This window comes from Flavobacterium suzhouense, assembly GCF_042684765.1.
Taxonomy (GTDB): Bacteria; Bacteroidota; Bacteroidia; order Flavobacteriales; family Flavobacteriaceae; genus Flavobacterium; species Flavobacterium suzhouense.
This window is the reverse complement of the sequence record NZ_JBHUMD010000003.1, coordinates 221,335-239,800: the sequence shown is the minus strand read 5'-3', so window position 1 is coordinate 239,800 and position 18,466 is coordinate 221,335. Positions and strand designations below refer to the sequence as shown.

The 18,466-nt window shown below is 43.2% G+C and carries 19 protein-coding genes; 5 read left to right on the top strand and 14 right to left on the bottom strand.

What is annotated here, in order from left to right; genetic code table 11:
- The 6 genes from ACFSR3_RS01920 to ACFSR3_RS01895 all read right to left on the bottom strand — a co-directional run bounded on the left by ACFSR3_RS01920 (position 1) and on the right by ACFSR3_RS01895 (position 4,962).
- Positions 1-498, bottom strand: coding sequence for a DUF6712 family protein (locus tag ACFSR3_RS01920; protein WP_379819473.1), 498 nt, complete (start codon positions 496-498; stop codon positions 1-3).
- Positions 476-1,624 (bottom strand): hypothetical protein, encoded by a 1,149-nt coding sequence (locus tag ACFSR3_RS01915; protein ID WP_379819472.1) that lies wholly within the window; start codon positions 1,622-1,624, stop codon positions 476-478. The genes ACFSR3_RS01920 and ACFSR3_RS01915 overlap by 23 nt, the downstream gene beginning before the upstream one ends.
- Positions 1,621-2,052 carry a hypothetical protein gene (locus ACFSR3_RS01910; protein ID WP_379819471.1) on the bottom strand — a complete coding sequence of 144 codons (432 nt, stop codon included), beginning with the start codon at positions 2,050-2,052 and terminating at the stop codon, positions 1,621-1,623. Before ACFSR3_RS01910 ends, ACFSR3_RS01915 begins: the two co-directional genes overlap by 4 nt.
- Positions 2,052-2,651, bottom strand: coding sequence for a hypothetical protein (locus tag ACFSR3_RS01905; RefSeq protein WP_379819470.1), 600 nt, complete (start codon positions 2,649-2,651; stop codon positions 2,052-2,054). The genes ACFSR3_RS01910 and ACFSR3_RS01905 overlap by 1 nt, the downstream gene beginning before the upstream one ends.
- A 221-nt stretch (positions 2,652-2,872) precedes the next feature.
- Positions 2,873-3,931 carry a hypothetical protein gene (locus ACFSR3_RS01900; RefSeq protein WP_379819469.1) on the bottom strand — a complete coding sequence of 353 codons (1,059 nt, stop codon included), beginning with the start codon at positions 3,929-3,931 and terminating at the stop codon, positions 2,873-2,875.
- Positions 3,931-4,962: a head maturation protease, ClpP-related gene (locus ACFSR3_RS01895; protein ID WP_379819468.1), complete on the bottom strand. Its 1,032-nt coding sequence runs from the start codon at positions 4,960-4,962 to the stop codon at positions 3,931-3,933. Before ACFSR3_RS01895 ends, ACFSR3_RS01900 begins: the two co-directional genes overlap by 1 nt.
- A gap of 570 nt (positions 4,963-5,532) precedes the next feature.
- On the opposite strand from ACFSR3_RS01895, the gene ACFSR3_RS01890 reads away from it, so the two are divergent.
- From ACFSR3_RS01890 to ACFSR3_RS01880, 3 genes are all read left to right on the top strand, one after another.
- Complete coding sequence (locus ACFSR3_RS01890; protein ID WP_379819467.1) at positions 5,533-6,552, top strand: serpin family protein; 1,020 nt, start codon at positions 5,533-5,535, stop codon at positions 6,550-6,552.
- A 344-nt stretch (positions 6,553-6,896) separates the two neighbouring features.
- Positions 6,897-7,577: a hypothetical protein gene (locus ACFSR3_RS01885; protein WP_379819466.1), complete on the top strand. Its 681-nt coding sequence runs from the start codon at positions 6,897-6,899 to the stop codon at positions 7,575-7,577.
- A gap of 76 nt (positions 7,578-7,653) precedes the next feature.
- Entirely contained in the window at positions 7,654-8,757 is a 1,104-nt protein-coding gene (locus tag ACFSR3_RS01880) for a transglutaminase domain-containing protein (protein WP_379819465.1), read from the top strand.
- Between the two features lie 70 nt (positions 8,758-8,827).
- Here the strand turns inward: ACFSR3_RS01880 and ACFSR3_RS01875 are convergent, their stop codons facing one another.
- Both ACFSR3_RS01875 and ACFSR3_RS01870 read right to left on the bottom strand, forming a co-directional pair.
- Positions 8,828-9,073 (bottom strand): hypothetical protein, encoded by a 246-nt coding sequence (locus tag ACFSR3_RS01875; RefSeq protein ID WP_379819464.1) that lies wholly within the window; start codon positions 9,071-9,073, stop codon positions 8,828-8,830.
- Positions 9,060-9,320 (bottom strand): hypothetical protein, encoded by a 261-nt coding sequence (locus ACFSR3_RS01870; protein ID WP_379819463.1) that lies wholly within the window; start codon positions 9,318-9,320, stop codon positions 9,060-9,062. Before ACFSR3_RS01870 ends, ACFSR3_RS01875 begins: the two co-directional genes overlap by 14 nt.
- Positions 9,321-9,419: 99 nt before the next feature.
- Between ACFSR3_RS01870 and ACFSR3_RS01865 the strand changes: the two genes are divergently transcribed.
- On the top strand, positions 9,420-10,220 hold the full coding sequence (locus ACFSR3_RS01865; protein ID WP_379819462.1) for a hypothetical protein: 801 nt from the start codon (positions 9,420-9,422) through the stop codon (positions 10,218-10,220).
- A 53-nt stretch (positions 10,221-10,273) separates the two neighbouring features.
- Here ACFSR3_RS01865 and ACFSR3_RS01860 read toward each other — a convergent pair whose 3' ends face one another.
- The 6 genes from ACFSR3_RS01860 to ACFSR3_RS01835 form a co-directional block, all read right to left on the bottom strand.
- Positions 10,274-12,751 carry a hypothetical protein gene (locus tag ACFSR3_RS01860; RefSeq protein ID WP_379819461.1) on the bottom strand — a complete coding sequence of 826 codons (2,478 nt, stop codon included), beginning with the start codon at positions 12,749-12,751 and terminating at the stop codon, positions 10,274-10,276.
- Positions 12,751-13,038 (bottom strand): hypothetical protein, encoded by a 288-nt coding sequence (locus tag ACFSR3_RS01855; protein WP_379819460.1) that lies wholly within the window; start codon positions 13,036-13,038, stop codon positions 12,751-12,753. Before ACFSR3_RS01855 ends, ACFSR3_RS01860 begins: the two co-directional genes overlap by 1 nt.
- Positions 13,035-15,254, bottom strand: coding sequence for a hypothetical protein (locus ACFSR3_RS01850; protein WP_379819459.1), 2,220 nt, complete (start codon positions 15,252-15,254; stop codon positions 13,035-13,037). Before ACFSR3_RS01850 ends, ACFSR3_RS01855 begins: the two co-directional genes overlap by 4 nt.
- Positions 15,255-15,568: 314 nt before the next feature.
- Positions 15,569-16,753, bottom strand: a complete 1,185-nt coding sequence (locus ACFSR3_RS01845; protein WP_379819458.1) for a hypothetical protein — start codon at positions 16,751-16,753, stop codon at positions 15,569-15,571.
- Positions 16,750-17,220, bottom strand: coding sequence for a hypothetical protein (locus tag ACFSR3_RS01840; RefSeq protein WP_379819457.1), 471 nt, complete (start codon positions 17,218-17,220; stop codon positions 16,750-16,752). Before ACFSR3_RS01840 ends, ACFSR3_RS01845 begins: the two co-directional genes overlap by 4 nt.
- A complete protein-coding gene (locus tag ACFSR3_RS01835) occupies positions 17,213-17,662 on the bottom strand; it encodes a hypothetical protein (RefSeq protein WP_379819456.1) in 450 nt (149 codons plus the stop codon). The genes ACFSR3_RS01840 and ACFSR3_RS01835 overlap by 8 nt, the downstream gene beginning before the upstream one ends.
- Positions 17,663-17,963: 301 nt before the next feature.
- On the opposite strand from ACFSR3_RS01835, the gene ACFSR3_RS01830 reads away from it, so the two are divergent.
- Positions 17,964-18,389 carry a hypothetical protein gene (locus ACFSR3_RS01830; protein ID WP_379819455.1) on the top strand — a complete coding sequence of 142 codons (426 nt, stop codon included), beginning with the start codon at positions 17,964-17,966 and terminating at the stop codon, positions 18,387-18,389.
- Positions 18,390-18,466: the final 77 nt, after the last annotated feature.

Here is an 18,466-nt window from a genome sequence, read left to right as displayed (position 1 = left end):
CTATACTATTTTTTTGAATCTTAAGCCTTTTGTAGTTGTTCTTTGGCAGTTGCCAAAATCGGGATGTTGTGTCCTGATGAGGTATTGTTTTACATTTTCCCAAACCTGAAAAGCAGCTTCCCGGTTAAGGCTGTAAATAGTTTTCTTTGATGATATATCTGCCGGACGGCTGTTATCGTTTAGTTTTTCGACTACAGAATAAGCCGTATCGGTTACTGATGAAAACATAATATGCCTTGCATATGCAAAATAGGTCAGCACCATCTTCAGGCCATAATTGGTATAACTAGTGCCTTTATGCTCATAAAAACCTCCTTCAAGTAAATCCTGATAATCTTCAGTGGATGCCAGAATCTTATTATACAGACTTTCACCAAGCAGCGGTTGCAGGTCGAGCATTTGTGCATCCAGAATCATTTCGTTTAGTTTGGCATCGTTTGGTGATTTGCTTATCTGCCTGTATTTGGCAATGTCATTACGGGTTATCAGGGGCTGCATCTTCGATCAGTTTTAAGGGTTCTACACTAAGGCTTGAAAAATCCTGTGAACGCGCCAATAGCTGATTGATAACCGATGTAAGCAGATTACGCTCTTTAGTCGTGTTTTCCCAATAGGTACGCTTCATTTCGCGAATGGCTTCACCAGAATTGCCGAATAGTGAAGACTCATTGGTTTTTACCAATCCCGAGGGCAGGTTATTAAAGGCAACAAGTATGTTTTCGCGTACGCTGGTTTCTGTATAATCAAAGAGCTTGTCGTCAATCTTGCTTTCTATCTGTTTGATCAGGATGGCATCGTCCAGTTTTTCGCCAGCGAAGTCCATTTCAAGGCATAATACCCCTCCGGTATTCTCGGCACCTAAACTATCTTTTATGGCTTTCTGAAATTGCTCCCTTTCACTTTCTGCATCCAGCAGCGCTTTATCGGTAAGGCCTTCGCCAACGAGCGGACGTGTAACTACAAGCGTATTTCCAAAGAAACCTTTACGTAGCAGTCTGTTCTTATAAACCGATGCATGGGCTTCGCTATCACAATCTTGAGCCACAGCATCTATTCGTGAAAGCGGATACAATAGCTTGGTATCCATGTTTACAAACAGTACCTGGCCTTTGTAATGTTCCCAGCCGCCGGCTTTTTCTACCTGCGCATCAATTACCTTTTTACGGGGATTGAAAACATCAATCAATTGTATATCTGTCTTTTTTGGCTTAAGCCATTCTTTACAAATGGCAATCTTTCCGGCATAATCATTACTGTCGGTTTTACCAATGCGGCACCATTCGTACGGAATCACACTAAAGTCTGAAACCTGAAACAGCGCATTCCAGTTTACATGAATAAAAACGCCGCGTTGTTTTACAAGGTCATCGGCTACGTCATCGGCAAAATCGATTAGTTTCAGGTTTTTATCTTTATTGATGATCAGGTTGTCATTTTCAGCACCATAGCCTTTCCCGATGAGGTACTGCACCATGATAGCCGCTGCCGACTTTGCCGTAACGCTGTTGTTTATCAGCCTGTCCATACGCTCGGGATAAGCGTTGTCGGTATCATTGGCATAAACATCAGCCGACTTACTCCAGGGTGTTAGCCTTTTCCAAACATCTATCAGCAGGGTTTTCATTCAGCAGCCTCATTGACGGAAATATTATTTACTTCGGTATTATTCCCCCTTTGGGGGTTAGGGGGCTTTTGTTTTTTGTTTTTTAGTGTTTTAGGCATCTGCGAGAAATAACGCTGCCCGTTGTTGTGTGCCAAAAGCTTTTGGGCATATTCGTCGGTTATGTTACCGTTGTTTACAAGTATGGGAGAGCCAAACTCCAGTGGGATGTTCTCATATTTTGCATTAAGCCTGTATTTACAAGTGTTAGCCATAGCATTAAAATGATTTTTATACCTGTTCAGGTATTCGGTTAGACATTTGGGGCAGGATGGATTTACTTTTTCTTTAAAAATGGAGGTGTACTCTTTCAGGAACAACTCCAGATAGCGCTCACCGCTACCCGTAACGCTACGGGTAACGGTGGCAATATCCATGGTGGTAAAATCCATTATCCTGCGGCCTGCATAAACTTGTTATTGAAAGCCGTTTTGGTAGCGGCATAATCTACATCAAGCAGGGTGCGAGGCATTGTCGTTTCCTCGAAACCATCAGACGAAGCCAACTCAAATAAAATCATGTTGTCATTTTCTTTAGAGCTGTTGGTCATGGTCGTTAACTCAAGACCTGAGGTTAGTCCCAGAATCTCAAAAGCATCCTTGCTGTCGCCGCCTTTCCAAACCTGCTCTACGACAACCACATATTTTGCGCCTTTGGCAAGGGTATCGGCCTGCTGCTTGTTGGCTGCACTTGGGTTAAAGATCACTCCACTAAAAGTATGTTTGAATTTATCGGGAGCATTTTCTTTTTTCACGAGTTCCCAGGCTTTGCCGTTACTCTGCTTAACACCACTTAGCAAATGACCCGTTTTGCCGGGTTTCAGTTGAAGGTTTGTTACCAGCACACGGTTTGTGGCATCGGTTGTGGTGTTTACTACATCAATATCGTCTTTAGCGATAAGGATAACATTTTGTTCTATACCACCCACCGGTGCGTTAGAGCAATCGAATAATATATCTGCGGTTAAAGTTCCTGTGCAATCTACTGGCATGTTGTTTTGATTTTTTGAATTGAAAGATTGAAGATTTAATGATTACGTAGGTTTGGAATTCCCCTCCTCCGGAGGGGTGCCCGTAGGGTGGGGTGGTTTATTGGTGATAAAAGAACCACCCCGGCTTTCAGCCACCCCTCCGAAGGAGGGGAAAGCACTGTTGCTTATAGGACGAGTAAGCAACCCTAAACCTTAAACTCGAAACTCAATAACAGCGGAGCTTAATACGCCGCCACCGTCATATAGCTTTCCAGATGCTTGGCATCAATGGTGTAGGCGGCATCCATGATGTTTGTTTTAAGGGTCTTGTCATAGAAAACGTCCAGTTTGGTAAGGTCTTCTTCACTTAGTGTGCCCACAGGGATGTTACTCTTAGTAGTGAATACGGCCCTGTGCGGAAGGTTCCATTTGGTGCCGTTGTCCTGATAAGTCTTAATGTACCTGTCCCAGTCATAGCGCACTTTTACCTCAATACCGTCAAAGTACAGTTTAGGGCGGCCTTCTTCAACCACTTCAAGGAAGCCCGAACCTAAGTTCTTATTGCGAAGGGTAGCACGGTAGTTGTCGGCTAGGGAGCGGGTGGCAAGGATAAAGTTATCTTCGGCAGAAACAAGACGCTCATCGGCAGCGGTAACCATTTTTTCAAAGATGGCAAGGGCAGCATCTTCCGGTAAAGCCTGATTAGCATATGAATCTCCGGCATTCGCCGAAATGGTTACACGGTTAAGCGCATTGCTTGGCACTTCGGTATAGATCTGTTTGAAAAGCCCGTCGAAAGAGTCGAAGTAACCAAGGTCGGTACCGTTTTTGAAAACCCCGCCATCGGCAATGGTTTCGGCGGCCGTATCGTTGAACCAAATTTTGCGATGCATGTTCTCCAGCATGGCTGTTTCTACTGCCGAGATGATTACACCAAACTCCTGCGTACCCACAGCATCAAAGAAATCGGGGTTAATGCGCTGCGATTTCCTGAACAGCTTCAGCAGGGCAGGCATATCGTTCTGGCAGTGCTTAATACGGAAGTCTTCTAATACCGGAGTCCAGAATTTCTCGGTCAGTTCAAAACCGCCTGCCTCGTTTGGTGTACAGCCTGATGCTTTTTTACCAAGTAACCCAAGCCTTCCGGCAAAAGCAATCTGGGTTTTTACATCAATACCCGTTTCAATTTCGTGAAATTCGGCAAGGTCAGAATCATTAAAAACCCTTTGAAAGATTACCTCGCTTACCGTTTCGGCCTCACGGGCATTAAGTGTCAGAGCATCTGCGTTTATAAGAGCCATTATTTTCTGTTTTTTGCGTTCAAATATTGTTTCATTCCTGCAAGCTTGTCGCCTTCGCCTGCTTTGCGGTAGGTGGCTTTTTTGCCATCTACGCTAAAGTTTGATGTTACCTGGCGTTTCAGGGCAAGCACCTCGCTTTTTATGGCTGTAAGCTGTCTTTTCAGGGCTTTGTTCTCGGCACGAAGGGCAGCAGCTTCTTCGGCATCCTCTTCAGGTTCGATGATCTCTGTCAGTTCTCCTGCGGTAAACACATAGGTAAAACCATCGGGTAACAAGTATTCGCCTTCGGCAGGTTTGCCATCTACGGTGGCGGTAGCACCAACTTCAATCACTGCATCATCGGGCAGATCAGTAAAATCAAGCTCGGCACCGGTGGCATCCTGAATTACTTTGTTGAACATGTTGTGGTGCTTAAACTTGGCAAGCACTTTGGTAAACAGGCTTTCCATCCAGTGCCTGTCTTTCTCGGTAAACGTTCCGTTCATAAGAGGGGTTTGTGGTTTAATGAAGGCTTTAGCTACAGCTTTAACCTGCTGCGGGGTGGTGGTGAAGCCCAGGGCGGAGAGTTGTTTGCCCGTGAGCCAGGTTTCGTTCTTAAGGAGCGGCATAATGGCCTGTTCTTCGATGCTAAGGGCTTTGGTATAAAAGCCTACCATCTTTTTCTCTATGGTGCGAAGCTGGTCGGCAAAGAGTTCCAGTTCATCGGCAGTGCCCATTGAGCCGCCCCAGGGAAGGTGAATCATAAAGGGCGTGTTTTCGCGTATCTGCCTTTTGCTGCCCGCCATAAAGATTACCGTGGCTATGCTGGCTACAATACCGCTGCCTATGGTGGTAACGGGCTTGCCGAGCGATTTGAGGTAGTGGTAGATGTCGAAACCCACATCTACGAGTCCGCCCTCGCTATTGATGTGCACATTAAAGGCGGTGGCTTGTGGCTGTTTTTTTACCTGTGCGATCACATCAATAAGCTCTACGCCCGTTGCACCGTCAAAAGTGCCTATCTGGCCGGAGATATAAATGTTTCCTGTCATTCATTAGATATGATTGAAAGATTGAAGAAAAATTTGAAGATTAGTCGATTTGAAAATTTGAAAAGGATTGGTTTCCGGAAACCGATCGTAATTTAGATAGTACTTGATCTGAAGATTTGAAGATGAGATTAATGTACATTTAGCATCTTCAAATTGTCACATTTTCAAATCTTCAAATCATTCTCATTAATTACAGTACAAAGGTACGGCGGGTTTTTGGGTGTTTACTGCAATGGGTTTTGCAGTGGTTAGTATTCAGTTAGCAGTCGCAGTATTCAGCTTGAGTGAGTATTCCCTTCAAAAATGAGGGGTGAACACTTTTAGTAAACTCCCAATTGGAAAAACACACCCCTAACCCCTCTCAAGAGGTGAACTAGCTTCACTCAATCTTTCTTACTCATTCACACTTAACGGTCTGAGTAAGCAGGTCTGAGTGTTCCCCTCTTGAGAGGGGTTAGGGGTGTGTTATCCACAATCAATATCTGTTAAATGATGGAGAAACCACTGTTGCTTTACTATGACAACAACTGTAAGTAAACTTCGTTATATTTGAAACCTAACCAACTTACTATGAAACGTCTTATTACTCTTGTTTTTCCTTTACTACTGGCAGGATGTGCCGGAGAGCGTCAGTTTCCGGAAGTAAAGAAACTGTCAGCGTACAAACAGACGGACTTTGTTATGACTCCGCAAAGCCCTCTTCCCAATGGCAAAAATGCTGTATATAGTGCTACGCTTTTGCTAGCATGGGATCAGGTAAGGGCTATCAGTGAAAACCAGCTTACGATTGACAAAGATCAGCCTGAACTTACTCTCATAAATAATTCGCAGTCGTATAAAAACACATTGGAAAAAGATGAGTATACTGCTACTACCGATTTGAATATCCAACAGGGGCGATTAAATATATTTACCGAATTCAGTAAATCGCTTCCTTTTGTAATTAAGCTAAAAGATCATGGTAAGGAATTGAAATTTAAAGGCGAAGCTGTTTCAACTTTTGGGGCTAATGAGGCTGAATGTAGGCAAGATATACATTTACATGATGTTATACGTATTTGGTATTACAACAACGACAACGATTTTGCAGTAATACTCCGCCCTAAGGACACCGATCATTTGGTAGTATTATATATGCCTGATGAGAAAAGCGATAATCTACAGGAAATATTTGATGCTCTGAATGAAAAGATGGAAAAAGCACAAGAGGAAAAAGCTTCTGGAATAAACTCATGGAAATATGATTTTGGAATGGAAGGTGATGAACTCCTGATACCTAAATTCAGTTTTAATATTGAAACTGATTACAAACAGCTTGAAGGAGATGGTTTTGTATTGCAACAACAACCTTATTTTATTGAAAGAGCCACTCAGCGTACAGCTTTTATTCTTGATGAGCAAGGTGCAGAGGTTGAGAGTGAAGCTGAAACGGTAACGGTAGAAGAAATGCCTTTAGCTGTTATTGAAGAAAAACCCCACCCAAAAAAAATTCACTTTAATAAGCCCTTTTTGGTAATGCTGAAGAGGGTAGATAGTCCTAATCCTTACTTTGCGATGTGGGTAGAGAATACTGAGCTGATGAAGAAATAGTTTTCAGTTTGCAGTCGCAGTGTTCAGTTTGAGTGAGCATTCCACTCCTTCGGAGTTCCGATAACTATCGGGAGTAGGGCGGGGTGGTTATTCTTTTCTTTTGTCTTGCCACAAAAGAAACAAAAAGGCACGGCAGAACTCCTTAGGCTACAAATAGAATCTTTCAGCTAAACCATCCGAACTCGCTTCGCTCAGACAGCGGATGCTTTTTAACGCCTCAAGCTCCTATTTGCTTAACGCCACAGAGTTTAAGGCCGCAGCTTCACTCAAAGACTTTACTTATGCGGGTTCTATAACAACTGTAAGTAAACTTCGTTATATTTGAAAAGACCAATGGCCTACTCATGAAACTTTTTAATTTATTCAGATCAAAAGAAAATAATGAATCGTTTGATAACCTGATTCAAAAACAACTTGATTATCTCCCTGAAGTTTATCATAGCCACAGGCAATACAAAAACTGTATAGAATTTTTGGAAAATAGAGAATGGGCGTTGGCATTAGATAGCCTGATTGAGCTTTCGGAGGAGACGGGTCATTATTTTTCAAATGAATTTTGGAATTCACTTATTGAAGTTGCAAAAAGGATGAATTTGTCTAATGAAATGGAATATTTTTTAGCTCAGTTAAAGCGTAATCAGTCTGATTTGGAACATAGGATCCCGTTTGGTTGGGCAGAAGTTAAACATGATGAGAATCTATATGAAACACATATTTCTGAAAAAAATGTACAACACTGGAATAGTGAGAGAAGGATTAAAGATAATATTGTAACACTGACTAAAGTAAATGGGGTATATCGTAAATCGTCAGGAAGATGCGGAATGATATATATAGTTGAAGATGGAAAACTTTCTGAAATTAGCTATGAGCTAGAAATGAATGTAGCTGCTTTATTTGTTTCTACATTAAAATGGGTTTTACCTTTAGAAAAATTGATGTCTGAGGGAGAAAAAGAAGAGACTAAAAAGAAACTCCTGCAATGGGCAAAAGAAAATAATGAGGTTATAGAGTTTGCTCCATAAAACCATTGTTGCTTAAATCTAATGTGCACTTCTTTTAAGTTTTTTCCTATATTCGCGTATAATCAATCAATCGAAAATGAAAAAACTATTTGCACTACTGCTTATTCCCGTGCTTTCTTTTGCACAGGAAATGAAAACCATTACCGCAACCACCGCAATGGTAAACATTAAGGTCGACGGAAAACTTAAAAAGAAAGCATGGAAGATTACCCCGGATGTTTCGCCCGACGTATATGCTACCAATGCCAAAACGGTTACTTTTTATACTGATAAGGGTGAGATTACCATACAGCCTGTTGAAGGCAAACCTTACGACTTTTATATTGACCTGAATGGCAAAAAAGCACTGACCCGCGTGCAATATGAGCCTACTTATATTGAAACTCTTCAAAGGGGATTGGCCTATAACCTTCAGGATAAAAGGGAATTCCCCGCGTTTTCCTATACACCCTCAAGCGATGCCAATCTGCAAAAACTGCGCAAAGAATTTAATCTTGACTCCATTGCCGGAAAAGGCGATGAGGTTTCGCAAATAAAGAACCTGATGCGATGGGTGCACAATACCATTCGCCACGACGGTAGCAGCGACAATCCTGCTGTTAAAAACGCACAGGGAATTATCGGGGTTTGCAAAGCAGAAGGCCGTGGCGTTAATTGCCGTATGATGGCAACGGTACTTAATGAATGCTATCTGGCAATGGGCTTTACCTCGCGTTATATTACCTGTATGCCAAAAGAACTTAAGTTTGACGACTGTCATGTTATCAACATGGTGTACAGTAAGCAATTGAATAAATGGCTGTGGATGGATCCTACATTTGAGGCTTTTGTTATGGACGAAAAGAAAAATCTGCTGAGTGTAGAAGAGGTGCGCGAAAGGCTAATAACCGGTAAACCGCTTAAGCTGAATAAAGAAGCCAACTGGAACCATAAAAGCAAGCGAACCAAAGAAGATTATCTTGACGGTTATATGGCTAAGAACCTGTACCGTATCCAGACACCGGCCATAAGTAGCTATGATACCGAAACCGATCATAGCCATCCGCATTTAGACTATGTAGAACTTGTTCCGCTGGATGGACTTAACCAGCAGCACGTTTCTGAAATGACTTACGATAGTGGAGATAAGCGTGTTTTTTATGTTACCAACAACCCTGAACTTTTCTGGGCAAAACCCTAAGATAGTTTTCAGTGTTCAGTCGCAGTATTCAGCTTGAGTAAGCAACCCAAAACCCAATAACCCCTAACTCTTAACTGGATTCCATAAACGCTATCACATTAAACATGGTGCGTTCGCTAATATTGAATTCATCGGCGACCATACCGGCAGCCCAGGTCTTTTTTGGTTTTCCGTATTCTTTAAGGAGCAGTTCCGTTTGTTTCAGGTAGGCTTCATAATATACTTTCCAGTCGAGTATATGCACGGGAATAATACTTTTTCCCATCAGTTTAATCAAATCATCTCCAAGACTTGTTATGGTTTCATATCGGGTCATTCCATTTATTATCAGGGCAAATATCAGTAGAGCGCACTTTGGCACTAAGGGGACAGTGGCAGAGAGTACAGTATGCGCCTTCAATCTCAGTTAAGCTGTCTTTTATAAAAGCGAGCAGCTTACCCTGTTTGGCATTTGGGCAGGTGGCACATACGGCAGCCCTTTGTTTCGCTGTGTTTTCGGTTACTTCACTCTTGTCGAGATAGTTCTTCCATCCCGAGAGAATAGTTTTTGGGCTTAAGGGCATATAACAGCATCAAAGAAATATTTTTAAGAGTTTATGCTTTTAGTAATCTTTTTTCTATAAATTTGACACATTATAAACCATTCAAATTAATTATACGCCATGAAAAAAATCATTTCGTTACTGGCTCTGTTTTTGAGTCTGGGCGCATTAGCGCAAAATTTTCCAGGAGAAAAAGTTGAACTTCTTAATGGAAAAACCCTTAAGGTATTACCTAAAGCCGAAGATTCTCAAAAGTATGGCTTCGAGGACTTTTATACTGATGCCGATCTTAAGAATATTTACAAAAAGGAAGGATACGTTACACCTTACAATGAACTTGTAGGAAAAGAATTTAAATTGATTTCTTATGAACCATTATGGGTAGGTCCTGATAAAAAATATTTGCGTTATAAATTTCTTCTGGAAAATTCAGAAACCGGCCAGATATATTTTAAATATGATCCGGAAGTTAGCTTTAAGTTCCCTTTTGAAGTAGTAGGCGGTCTTGATTATCCCGAAGGTTTTTTTTGCGAGAAAATAAAAAAAGATGGTACAGCTACGTATTACACTACGCCATTTGAAGATGGAATCCAGATAGTAAAGAATCCAGGCTCACAAGTGCTGGTGGTTACGATAAATTTACCAACTACAGAAACTTCTATTCCAGTCGCCGGTTGGAAAGGATTAACAATCGTTTTTGATAGTGGAGCTACTATATCTTTGCCTAACGAAAAACTGAAAGCATCGCTTAATTCGTATGGAAAGGCTGTTTTAACAGCAAGCCCAATACTCCAAAAACCAACGGATTTAAAGCTTTTAACCCAGCACAAGATAAAATCTGTAAAACTAAATAAGTTTGAAAAGGTTGTAAACGAAGGAGGTATCCTGAAAGAATATTTTAAGTGTCTGCAAAAGATGTAGATTCAAAGAGTTTTCTATTATAAAGCTCCCCGCAATAGCGGGGAGCTTTGTTTTTAAAAATTAGCAGAATCCCTAACCCTTACATAACTGTTACCTTCAGTAACAATATCCTGAACTGCAACAACCGGAGAGGGGAGGTTCCTGTTGGCCTCGGCTATCTTAAGGGCAAGCTCATCGGTATTGAGGTTTTGCTGGGCAATTTCCCGTGATACGATTCCACCACCTGCAAAGTAATTGGGTGCCGAAGCACCACCGGCCGGGAACGCATTGTTAAATGCCATAAAGTGACGTGCTGCATTGCGATTCATAACGCCTATCAGTTCGCCTTGCTCGGCTTCAAACTGGGTACCGTCGGCACCGGTAAATAGGGTGCCACCTGCGCTATGGCGTTGTCCGCCTATACTAAACAACGCTCCCTTTTCGGCCTTTGGCGGTTTGGTGGATGTTATCTTCTTTACGTTGGCAACACCTGCTGCTACTGCTGCTGCGGCTGCAACCGCACCCAGTGCCGGACCCACAATAGGGATGCCACTCATGGCACTATAGGCCGCCGTTGCCGACTTATATGTATCAATAGTTGCCTGGGCTACTGCCATTGCTTTTCCTGCTGCACTTTCCTTACCCATAATGGCAGCAAGATTGCCAAAGGTTTGGTTGGCAAGGTTCAGTTTGGCGTCAGTAGCCGCTTTATTAATGTTGGCTTTGTTCTTTTCTGTTTTTTCTGTCTCGGCTTCCGAGAGCGCATTGTATTCCTGCTCGGATATAAGTTTATTATCCAGTAATGCCTTTAGTCTAAGCCCTTCATCAATATGGCGCTGGTCTTCTATTTTTAACTGTTCCTGATACCTTCCTTCGGCAGCAGCCATATCATTTTCATAGGCGGTGGCCTTTTCATCGGCTTCTTTGGCAATAGCTGTTCTTTGGGCATCCTGTTTTTGCTTGTCGGTTTCGGCAATGGCAGCGTCGTGCGTTTTCCTCAGGTTGTCAAGCTCTGACTGGTATTCTTGTTCGCTTAGCAACCCGTTGCTTTTTTTGGCGACAAGAAATTTGGTTTCTGCTTCAAGTGTAGCATCTATGCGTTCTTTTTCTTTAGCATACACCGCATCCGACATGAGTTCACCTTCTTTAATCAGCGTCTGGTTTTTTTGCCTGTAAGCTTCGATTTCTCTCTCTGCTGTTTTTACAGCCGTTTTAGCCTGAACTTCGGTAAGATCCCTTGTAATTTCTGCATTGGCAAGATCAAGCCTACGCTTGTCATTTGCCGTTTTTTCAGAGGCATTATATTCAGCAAGGGCAATTTTTCGTTTTCTTTTGGCAACCTCTTCGGCAAGTGCCAGTTCATCCATTGAGGCTTTTCCTTTTATGCCCTGATTGGTTATCAGTAGTTGCAGTTCGAGTCGTTGGCCTTCAATAGCATCCTGTATTTGTTTTGCTTTTTTCTTTTCGCGTTCGTCCCTCTGTCTCTCAGCATCCTGATGAATTTTTTCAAGTTCCTGTGTGTGCTTTTGGGTTATGCCCTTTTCTTCATCATATATTTTAGAGCGTTCCAGTTGTGCCTTTTTGAGTGTTTGAAGCTCTTCGTCACTTATGTTCTTTCGTTTTGCCAGTTCGGCGGCATAGGCTGCACCTTTTAATGTGAGGTTTTTAAGTTCTTCCTGTGTCAGGTTTTTACCGATGGCTATTTGTTGTACCGCCTGGTTATATAGTTCCTCTGCCTGTTTTTTACGTTGGTCATAGTTCTGTTTTTCAAGGGAAGTTGCTTTATCCAGAAGTGCAATCCTTTCCTCTTCCGATTTGGTTTGATCCTTCACTTTGTCCATCAGGTTTTCTATGCTGGCGACGGCTTCCTGGTTTTTTATTTCCTGCAGTTCTATTTCCTTATTCAGTTCCTGCTGCGCTTTTTTCAGTTCTATTGCAGCCCCGGCAGCCTCTGCAGCCCCTGTAGTAATACTGCTGAAGAAACTGCCCGCATCACCGGTAAACAGGCCAATAAAAGCATTGGCTACACTCTGTACCACGGCCCCAACGGCTGCCATAGCCTGTTCAACCGTTTCTACAATAGGAGTAAAGTCCTTAAAAACGCCTATTACAGCCTGAACCGCGGCCACTATAAGGCCTATGGGATTTGAGGTAAGGGCTTTGCCCATTCCTTTAATACCGTCGGTCATTCCTGCAAAGGAGTCTTTCATTAGCGAACCTACACCACCTGCTTCCTGCGCACGGCTTATGAATCCGCCTAATCCTCCGTTAAAAAGATTTATCTGCTGAAACGATTCGGCTACCTGTTGTTTGTAATCATTAAAAGTAGCCTCTGAAGCGGTAAGTGATTTAGATAACATTTGATGCGTACCGTTGAGGATGCTCAGCTCATTAGCATTTTCCCTGAACTTGTCTGAGCCTTCTTTACCTTTTTTTATAAGCTTATCCTGCTTTTCGGCGAGTTTGTCTATTTCTTTTTCGGTTTTCTGAATGCTTTCCTGAAGAGCCTGGGTGTCTATGTCCAGTTTCGCTATGGTTATGTTCTTTGGCATTAGGTAATGGTAAGGTTTAAAGTATTGCTTATAAGTCTTAATCCCGTAGCTTTATGGGTTACCGTAAGCTGTAGGGTGTATATACCCGGGGTGTTATGTGTTATGGTATATTCGTAATCTGAAACTTTGGTAATAGTGCCGGGGGCTGTAAGGGCAAAGCAGTAGGCCTCACGATTGTATAGGGTAGACAGCCATATGGTAACGGATGTTCCTGCCGGTACTTTTTTTACGGTATGCCCAAAACCAAAGTCAATTTGGGGCGTTAGGGTGTGTATTTGCTGTATCATGGCAGTAAAATGGTATTGTTGCCCGGAATAGTAACCTGAACTGCAGGAGTGGTATAGCCATCGGCAGTAAGTGAGATGGTATAAACCCCCGGTACATTAAAGGCATAGCGTACCCTGCTTACAGTAGGATCTACCGTACGGCCCGAAAGCGGTTCGCCACTGGCTTTGGCAGCATTAAGGGCTATAGCCTGCGGATTACCCTGGGTAGTGAAATATACATCGGCAAAAAAGTTACCCATAACCACCTTGGTCATGGTTATGTTTTTACGGGCATCGGCATCAGGGGAGTAAGACGCTATGCGAAGCAGCTCGCATCTTACGGGTTTCCCCGGTATATAATTGTTTATCTTGTTCATTAAAAAGTAACCGCCCAGCTGCTCGATATAATACAGTTTCCTGAAATCAAAGTTGGCAATATCGCTGTCGTTAAGGTACATTTCTGCAGTAACCAGTTGGGTTTTGTTCAGTAGTGTTCCTATTGCGCCGTAATAATCGGCAATGCTGTCGCTAAAAGACAGCTTCCAGTAATTTTCTGTCCAGTAACTGCTCACATTACTGGTTTCCTGCGTCGTGTTAAAGATGAGCAGCAGTGGTTTCTCGGTTTTTTCGGAACGCATAAAATAGTAACGCTTGTCGAGCGATTTGTAGGTAACAGGTTCCTCGGCATCAGGGTCGTCATCTATTTCCTTTTCCCACAGTTTGTAAATGTTACCATTGCGCCGCAGGTAACCCGACCTGTCTTTTTCGGGGCTGTATACCTTTGATTTTATCATCTCTTTACTATCGGGCAGGTTTACGTTTTGCAGCTTTATGCAGCCATCGTTATGGTCATTTTCTTTGGTGTTGTAGTTGTAGCGAAACCAGTTGTTTTGCGCATAGCTGCCATAGATATAATTTTCAGATACCTTTTTTACCAGCTTACGGCTCAGGTCGATCGGTTCGGGCGATTGGAGTATTTCCTGAAGCGTAAGGAACTCATAATTGCCGCTGTATCTGTCTTTAAAAAGCGTTAGCCCAAAGCGGTAAATCACTTCTGCCAGAAAATCCCTGACGGAAAAATCGGCAAAGGCTCCGGCAAAATCCATTGCGGCAAGGTTAAGGCGGTATATGGTTACCTCCATCTCCGGATTACCGTTAACCACCACATAGCCGTTAGCGTTCTCGTGGCGCATCATCAGGCTGAAGCTCTCGTTTTGTTCGAGCCAGACGGTTAACGATCCTTTATACTCGGTATTAGGAGCCAGATCGTGAATAAAATATTTGTATTCCGAAAGCGTGTTAAGGTAATTATTGTCGGTTCCGGTTACGTTCTTTACGATAAAAACACGGGTTTTTTCCCTGTTGTTGAGCTTGCATTTCAGGTTTATCCTATAGTAGCCTGATTCTTTTGCTGTTAGCCTGTAATGCTGCGGGTCTTCATAAAAATGATCCAGATAGGCAGTATCGTCGGTAGTATAGCGCAAAAGGCAGTTCTTCCATGCATTAAATATATTGGCGCTATTGGCATTCCCAAAAACATTAGCCTTGAAAATTTCCGTGCCGTCGTCCTGAGTGATAATGCCTTTAGGGTAGGTCATCCAAAGGTTTTTAAACTGCTGGGTAAGGAATACCGACCCCGAATAGTCTATCCCGTAGTTTTTAAAGATGCTGTCCCACAGCCAGGCCACATTTACCGAAGGCACCAGGTAATCGATGTCTATTTTGTCGATGGGAAACGGAAATCCCGCCTTCCTGTATCCTGTTTTGCCGTTGTAATCGGCGAGTATGTATCGGCATTTGCCAAACATCGGATGCGAAGGATTCCAGGTGTTCTTTATGGCGTCAAGGTTTTTTATGTGTTCTAGGGGCTCAAGGCCAATGGAAGCAATGTTTTGGTTTTCGATGGCCTTATAAAGGTCAATAATACCGTCGTATACTGCCACCTCAAAGCTGTCGCCACCATCGGTTACCACTGCCCAGCCATTATAAACAAAGCATTCGCCATTATCGCTAAACAGGCTGCATTCGTTTTTTTGGTACGGAATGTCTGAGTTGTTACCTGCCAGTGTGAGATAGCCCATAATACGGATGTTATTGGCGGTTTTAGGCAGTTTGAACTTATTGGTATAATTCGCCTGTCGGTTGTCAAGGCTGTTCAGGTCGTTTACCTGTTTGGTTTGTGCAATGGTCTGATTGCTGTCAAGGTCTACAAGCTGTTTGTTGATGTAGAGGAGCATTCATTTTAAGTTTTCCTGAAATATTGTTGTTAGGTTGCAAAGTCTCAAAGAAGCAGAGTTGCAAAGTTTGAGTAAGAAGGTTTGAGTAGGTTTTCCCTCTTTTAGAGGGGTGGCTGAAAGCCGGGGTGTTTTCTTATCATAAAGGTGAGTATAATTTAACCAATCCACCTACTCCCGATAGCTATCGGGATCCGCCCAGATCTGCGGCATCCGTGTTCAATTTGAGATCCTTCCTTCGTCAGGATGACAGAACGTTTCCAATACTGAAAATCATAAAGAAGGAGTAAGCAACCCGAAACCCAATAACCCCAAACTTAAAGCGTTATTGTATAACGCTGCGGCAACTCAATCTCAAAAGCAAAATTGATGAGCGGTTGCTTAGGGTTTTTCAGGCGTGCCGATGAAGTTTTAAGATTAACCTCTATCCAACTGCGGGAGCTGTTGCGTGCAAAAGGCTGCCCTGTAAACAGATAGATCTTTGGGCTCTCCAAAATACCCTCAACAATGCGGCGGTCGTCTTCGTTAAGCAGTTCGGCAATGATCTTCATGCTGTCCTGACTCTCTTTTCCAAGAGCGATGCTGCGCCCAAAACTGCTGTCCAGATTGTTATTGTCGCTATCCATTTCGCCCAACGATTTGGTACTGCGGTCCAGTGCATAGGTGTTTTCAAACAGCCAGTAGCTGTAACCGCCCAGTGCATTAAGCCACTTTAGGTATACACCACACTTATAAGGCACTTTTTCCACCAAAGCCCATTTAGGTTGTGTAAAACCAAACTTCAGCCTGTTCCTTCCTTCTGCCAAAGGGAGCAGGGTCTCGAGGGTTTCGTCGGTACGCCCGTCCGAGAAGACAAGCCGCGTTACGCTGCCATCCTGAGTAAAGGTCTGGCTAAGGCCGTTGGTTTCATTCATCAGGCTAAAGTTTCGGCGTAGCGAAAGCAGGCTAAAAGGCATGTAAAACGAAAAATCAAACGGATAGCCCTGCCAGTATTTTAAAGGCCATTCGTTGGCATTGTCCTTTCGCGAAGGCGAAAGCAGTAAAAAGCTGCCTTTGGCAAGGCGGGTATATTCGCCATGCTGCTGTGCTCCGGCAAGCCAGGTAATAGGATAGGTGCTTTTAGCCACTGCTCCACCTGTATGGGTAATGCTAATGGTAAGCGAGGCGGTAAGCACTATTCCCTCAGAAAAAGCATAGGTAAAACTATCGGGGCTGCCGGCTTCGGGCGAGGGCGAAAGATTATCTTCAAAATTGCGGGTGTTCAGGGTGGCTGCGGCATAAGGCTGCAGGTTAACATAAAATTTCCCTTCAGGGTTAGGGTAGAGGCGTATGCTGAAAAGCTGTTTGGCTTCCAGGGTTTCTAACAGAAACGGACTGTCTTCCCTCAATATCACATCGGCATAAAGGGCAGGGTTGGTGTCGTCGCTGTAAAAACGGATGATGTCGTTGTTATAGGCCATGCGCAGCCTGTCTTTGTCAATATCGGTTACAAATTTTATCATGCTTGCAGAGTGTTCAGGTAATCGGAAATCTTAGTTGTGAGTTCGTTTAGCTGGCTTTCGCCAATTTTATCGATGATGCTCTGAATGCGTTCGGGCGTTACCACACTGCTGATGAGGTTTACGCCTCCGTGCTGTTCGCGGTTCCAGCCTTCACGGCCTATCTTTCGTGCAATTAGGTAGGCAAGGCTGCTTATGGTTATGTCTTTTTCCAGTCGTGCCGCTATGCCTTTGGCTATAAGCCATTGTTCAATCGCTTCGCTTGGGGGTTGCTTGCCGGGCTTACGGCCAAATTCCAGCTGATCGCCATAGCTTTCCTGAAGGATCCCGGCACCATTCTCACCTGATTGTACTGATAAACGCTCTGCCCATTGACCCGATGCCCGCATGCCGAGTTCGTCATACTTTGCAATTAAATCGCTTTTAAGGGCTTCAAATTCGGCAGACAGTATTTGCATCGTGTTACTCATAGTTTGCCGGTATGCGAAGCTTATAGGTGCAAAGCAGCCCATCCATGTTGGCATCGAGTGCGTCGGTTACGTCAATGTTGTCCCATTGGTTCACTTCAATGCCCGAACAGGCAAGGCTGTTGCCAAGGTTTTTGAATAGGGCAAGCAGGGGTTCAATGTGTTTGGTATATTTTGAAGTTTCTACATCGCCGGCTTCGGCAAAGTAATTTTGGTCAAAATCGCTTTGTTTTACCAAAAAGAACTTGCCTTCATAATTGGCCGCGACTATAAGTGTGCCGCTGTCGTTGTATTCGCTTTTGCGGTTGGTAAATTCGTGCAGCAGGTAAGTAGTGTTTGCTTCTGTAGACCCATCTAATAGGTTCAGTGCAGCTTTTTTGCCGTAATGATACACGAGGTTATTGTCGAAGGCTATGCCTTCGAGGATGCGTACTATGTCTTTCATTTTTTCTTTGTTGTTGATTTGGTTATTTGTTGATGTGTTTATTTGGCTTCACCCAAGCCCTCTCCAAAGGAGAGGGAGGAGCATCACTCATACGGCTCATACTGATGAGAAAATCTGCCCAATCCGCGTTTAAATTCATATTGACTGGGTTTAGGAGAGATTACCATGCTCCGTTGCACTACGCTCGTAATGACAGCAGCGTTGAGAAAAATCCGTGTTCATCTGTACAATCTGTGTCATCTGTGTTCCATTTAAGGAGAGTGCCAGAAAAATTTGTAGCTTTACTTTCTAACCCAAATTCATGAAACAGCTGTTGTTTTTACTGTTTGCTATCGCCCTGTTTTCCTGTAACAGGCAATCTGCTTTGGAAGAAAAGCTTATCAAAAGCAAATGGGTGGTTTTAGAAGGCAAAACCCTAAAAAAGGAAACCGATAACTGGCCTAATGACTATTATGTGTTTGATGCTGATGGGGTACTTAAAAGCATCCTGATGTATTCTGATGAAGAAAATACCATTTTTAACGATGATGGCTCAGTAAGGAATACTCCCCTTTTATGGAACTATAATGCTGAAAAAAAGATACTCACTATAAACGGGCATAAATGTAAAGTGCTTAATGTTGATAGCGATACTGTTTTTATGGTAGAGGGTACTTCTCATCTTATGCTTTACAACATTGATAAGGTATACCCAAAGCTTAAGGGAAACTCTCACCTAAGCCGGTAAAAATCCGTATTCATCTGCCCAAATCCGTCCCGGTAGCTATCGGGATCCGTGTTCCATTGAGTATTGATTGGGATTAT

Bases quoted from the DNA above. Each gene is read 5' to 3' on its own strand.
- ACFSR3_RS01905 (WP_379819470.1), bottom strand. From the start codon at position 2,651: ATGCCAGTAGATTGCACAGGAACTTTAACCGCAGATATATTATTCGAT.
- ACFSR3_RS01885 (WP_379819466.1), top strand. From the start codon at position 6,897: ATGAAACTTTTTAATTTATTCAGATCAAAAGAAAATAATGAATCGTTT.
- ACFSR3_RS01845 (WP_379819458.1), bottom strand. From the start codon at position 16,753: ATGATAAAATTTGTAACCGATATTGACAAAGACAGGCTGCGCATGGCC.
- ACFSR3_RS01875 (WP_379819464.1), bottom strand. From the start codon at position 9,073: ATGACCCGATATGAAACCATAACAAGTCTTGGAGATGATTTGATTAAA.
- ACFSR3_RS01890 (WP_379819467.1), top strand. From the start codon at position 5,533: ATGAAACGTCTTATTACTCTTGTTTTTCCTTTACTACTGGCAGGATGT.
- ACFSR3_RS01860 (WP_379819461.1), bottom strand. From the start codon at position 12,751: ATGCCAAAGAACATAACCATAGCGAAACTGGACATAGACACCCAGGCT.
- ACFSR3_RS01840 (WP_379819457.1), bottom strand. From the start codon at position 17,220: ATGAGTAACACGATGCAAATACTGTCTGCCGAATTTGAAGCCCTTAAA.
- ACFSR3_RS01920 (WP_379819473.1), bottom strand. From the start codon at position 498: ATGCAGCCCCTGATAACCCGTAATGACATTGCCAAATACAGGCAGATA.
- ACFSR3_RS01830 (WP_379819455.1), top strand. From the start codon at position 17,964: ATGAAACAGCTGTTGTTTTTACTGTTTGCTATCGCCCTGTTTTCCTGT.
- ACFSR3_RS01850 (WP_379819459.1), bottom strand. From the start codon at position 15,254: ATGCTCCTCTACATCAACAAACAGCTTGTAGACCTTGACAGCAATCAG.
- ACFSR3_RS01895 (WP_379819468.1), bottom strand. From the start codon at position 4,962: ATGACAGGAAACATTTATATCTCCGGCCAGATAGGCACTTTTGACGGT.
- ACFSR3_RS01915 (WP_379819472.1), bottom strand. From the start codon at position 1,624: ATGAAAACCCTGCTGATAGATGTTTGGAAAAGGCTAACACCCTGGAGT.
- ACFSR3_RS01910 (WP_379819471.1), bottom strand. From the start codon at position 2,052: ATGGATTTTACCACCATGGATATTGCCACCGTTACCCGTAGCGTTACG.
- ACFSR3_RS01865 (WP_379819462.1), top strand. From the start codon at position 9,420: ATGAAAAAAATCATTTCGTTACTGGCTCTGTTTTTGAGTCTGGGCGCA.
- ACFSR3_RS01880 (WP_379819465.1), top strand. From the start codon at position 7,654: ATGAAAAAACTATTTGCACTACTGCTTATTCCCGTGCTTTCTTTTGCA.
- ACFSR3_RS01835 (WP_379819456.1), bottom strand. From the start codon at position 17,662: ATGAAAGACATAGTACGCATCCTCGAAGGCATAGCCTTCGACAATAAC.
- ACFSR3_RS01870 (WP_379819463.1), bottom strand. From the start codon at position 9,320: ATGCCCTTAAGCCCAAAAACTATTCTCTCGGGATGGAAGAACTATCTC.
- ACFSR3_RS01855 (WP_379819460.1), bottom strand. From the start codon at position 13,038: ATGATACAGCAAATACACACCCTAACGCCCCAAATTGACTTTGGTTTT.
- ACFSR3_RS01900 (WP_379819469.1), bottom strand. From the start codon at position 3,931: ATGGCTCTTATAAACGCAGATGCTCTGACACTTAATGCCCGTGAGGCC.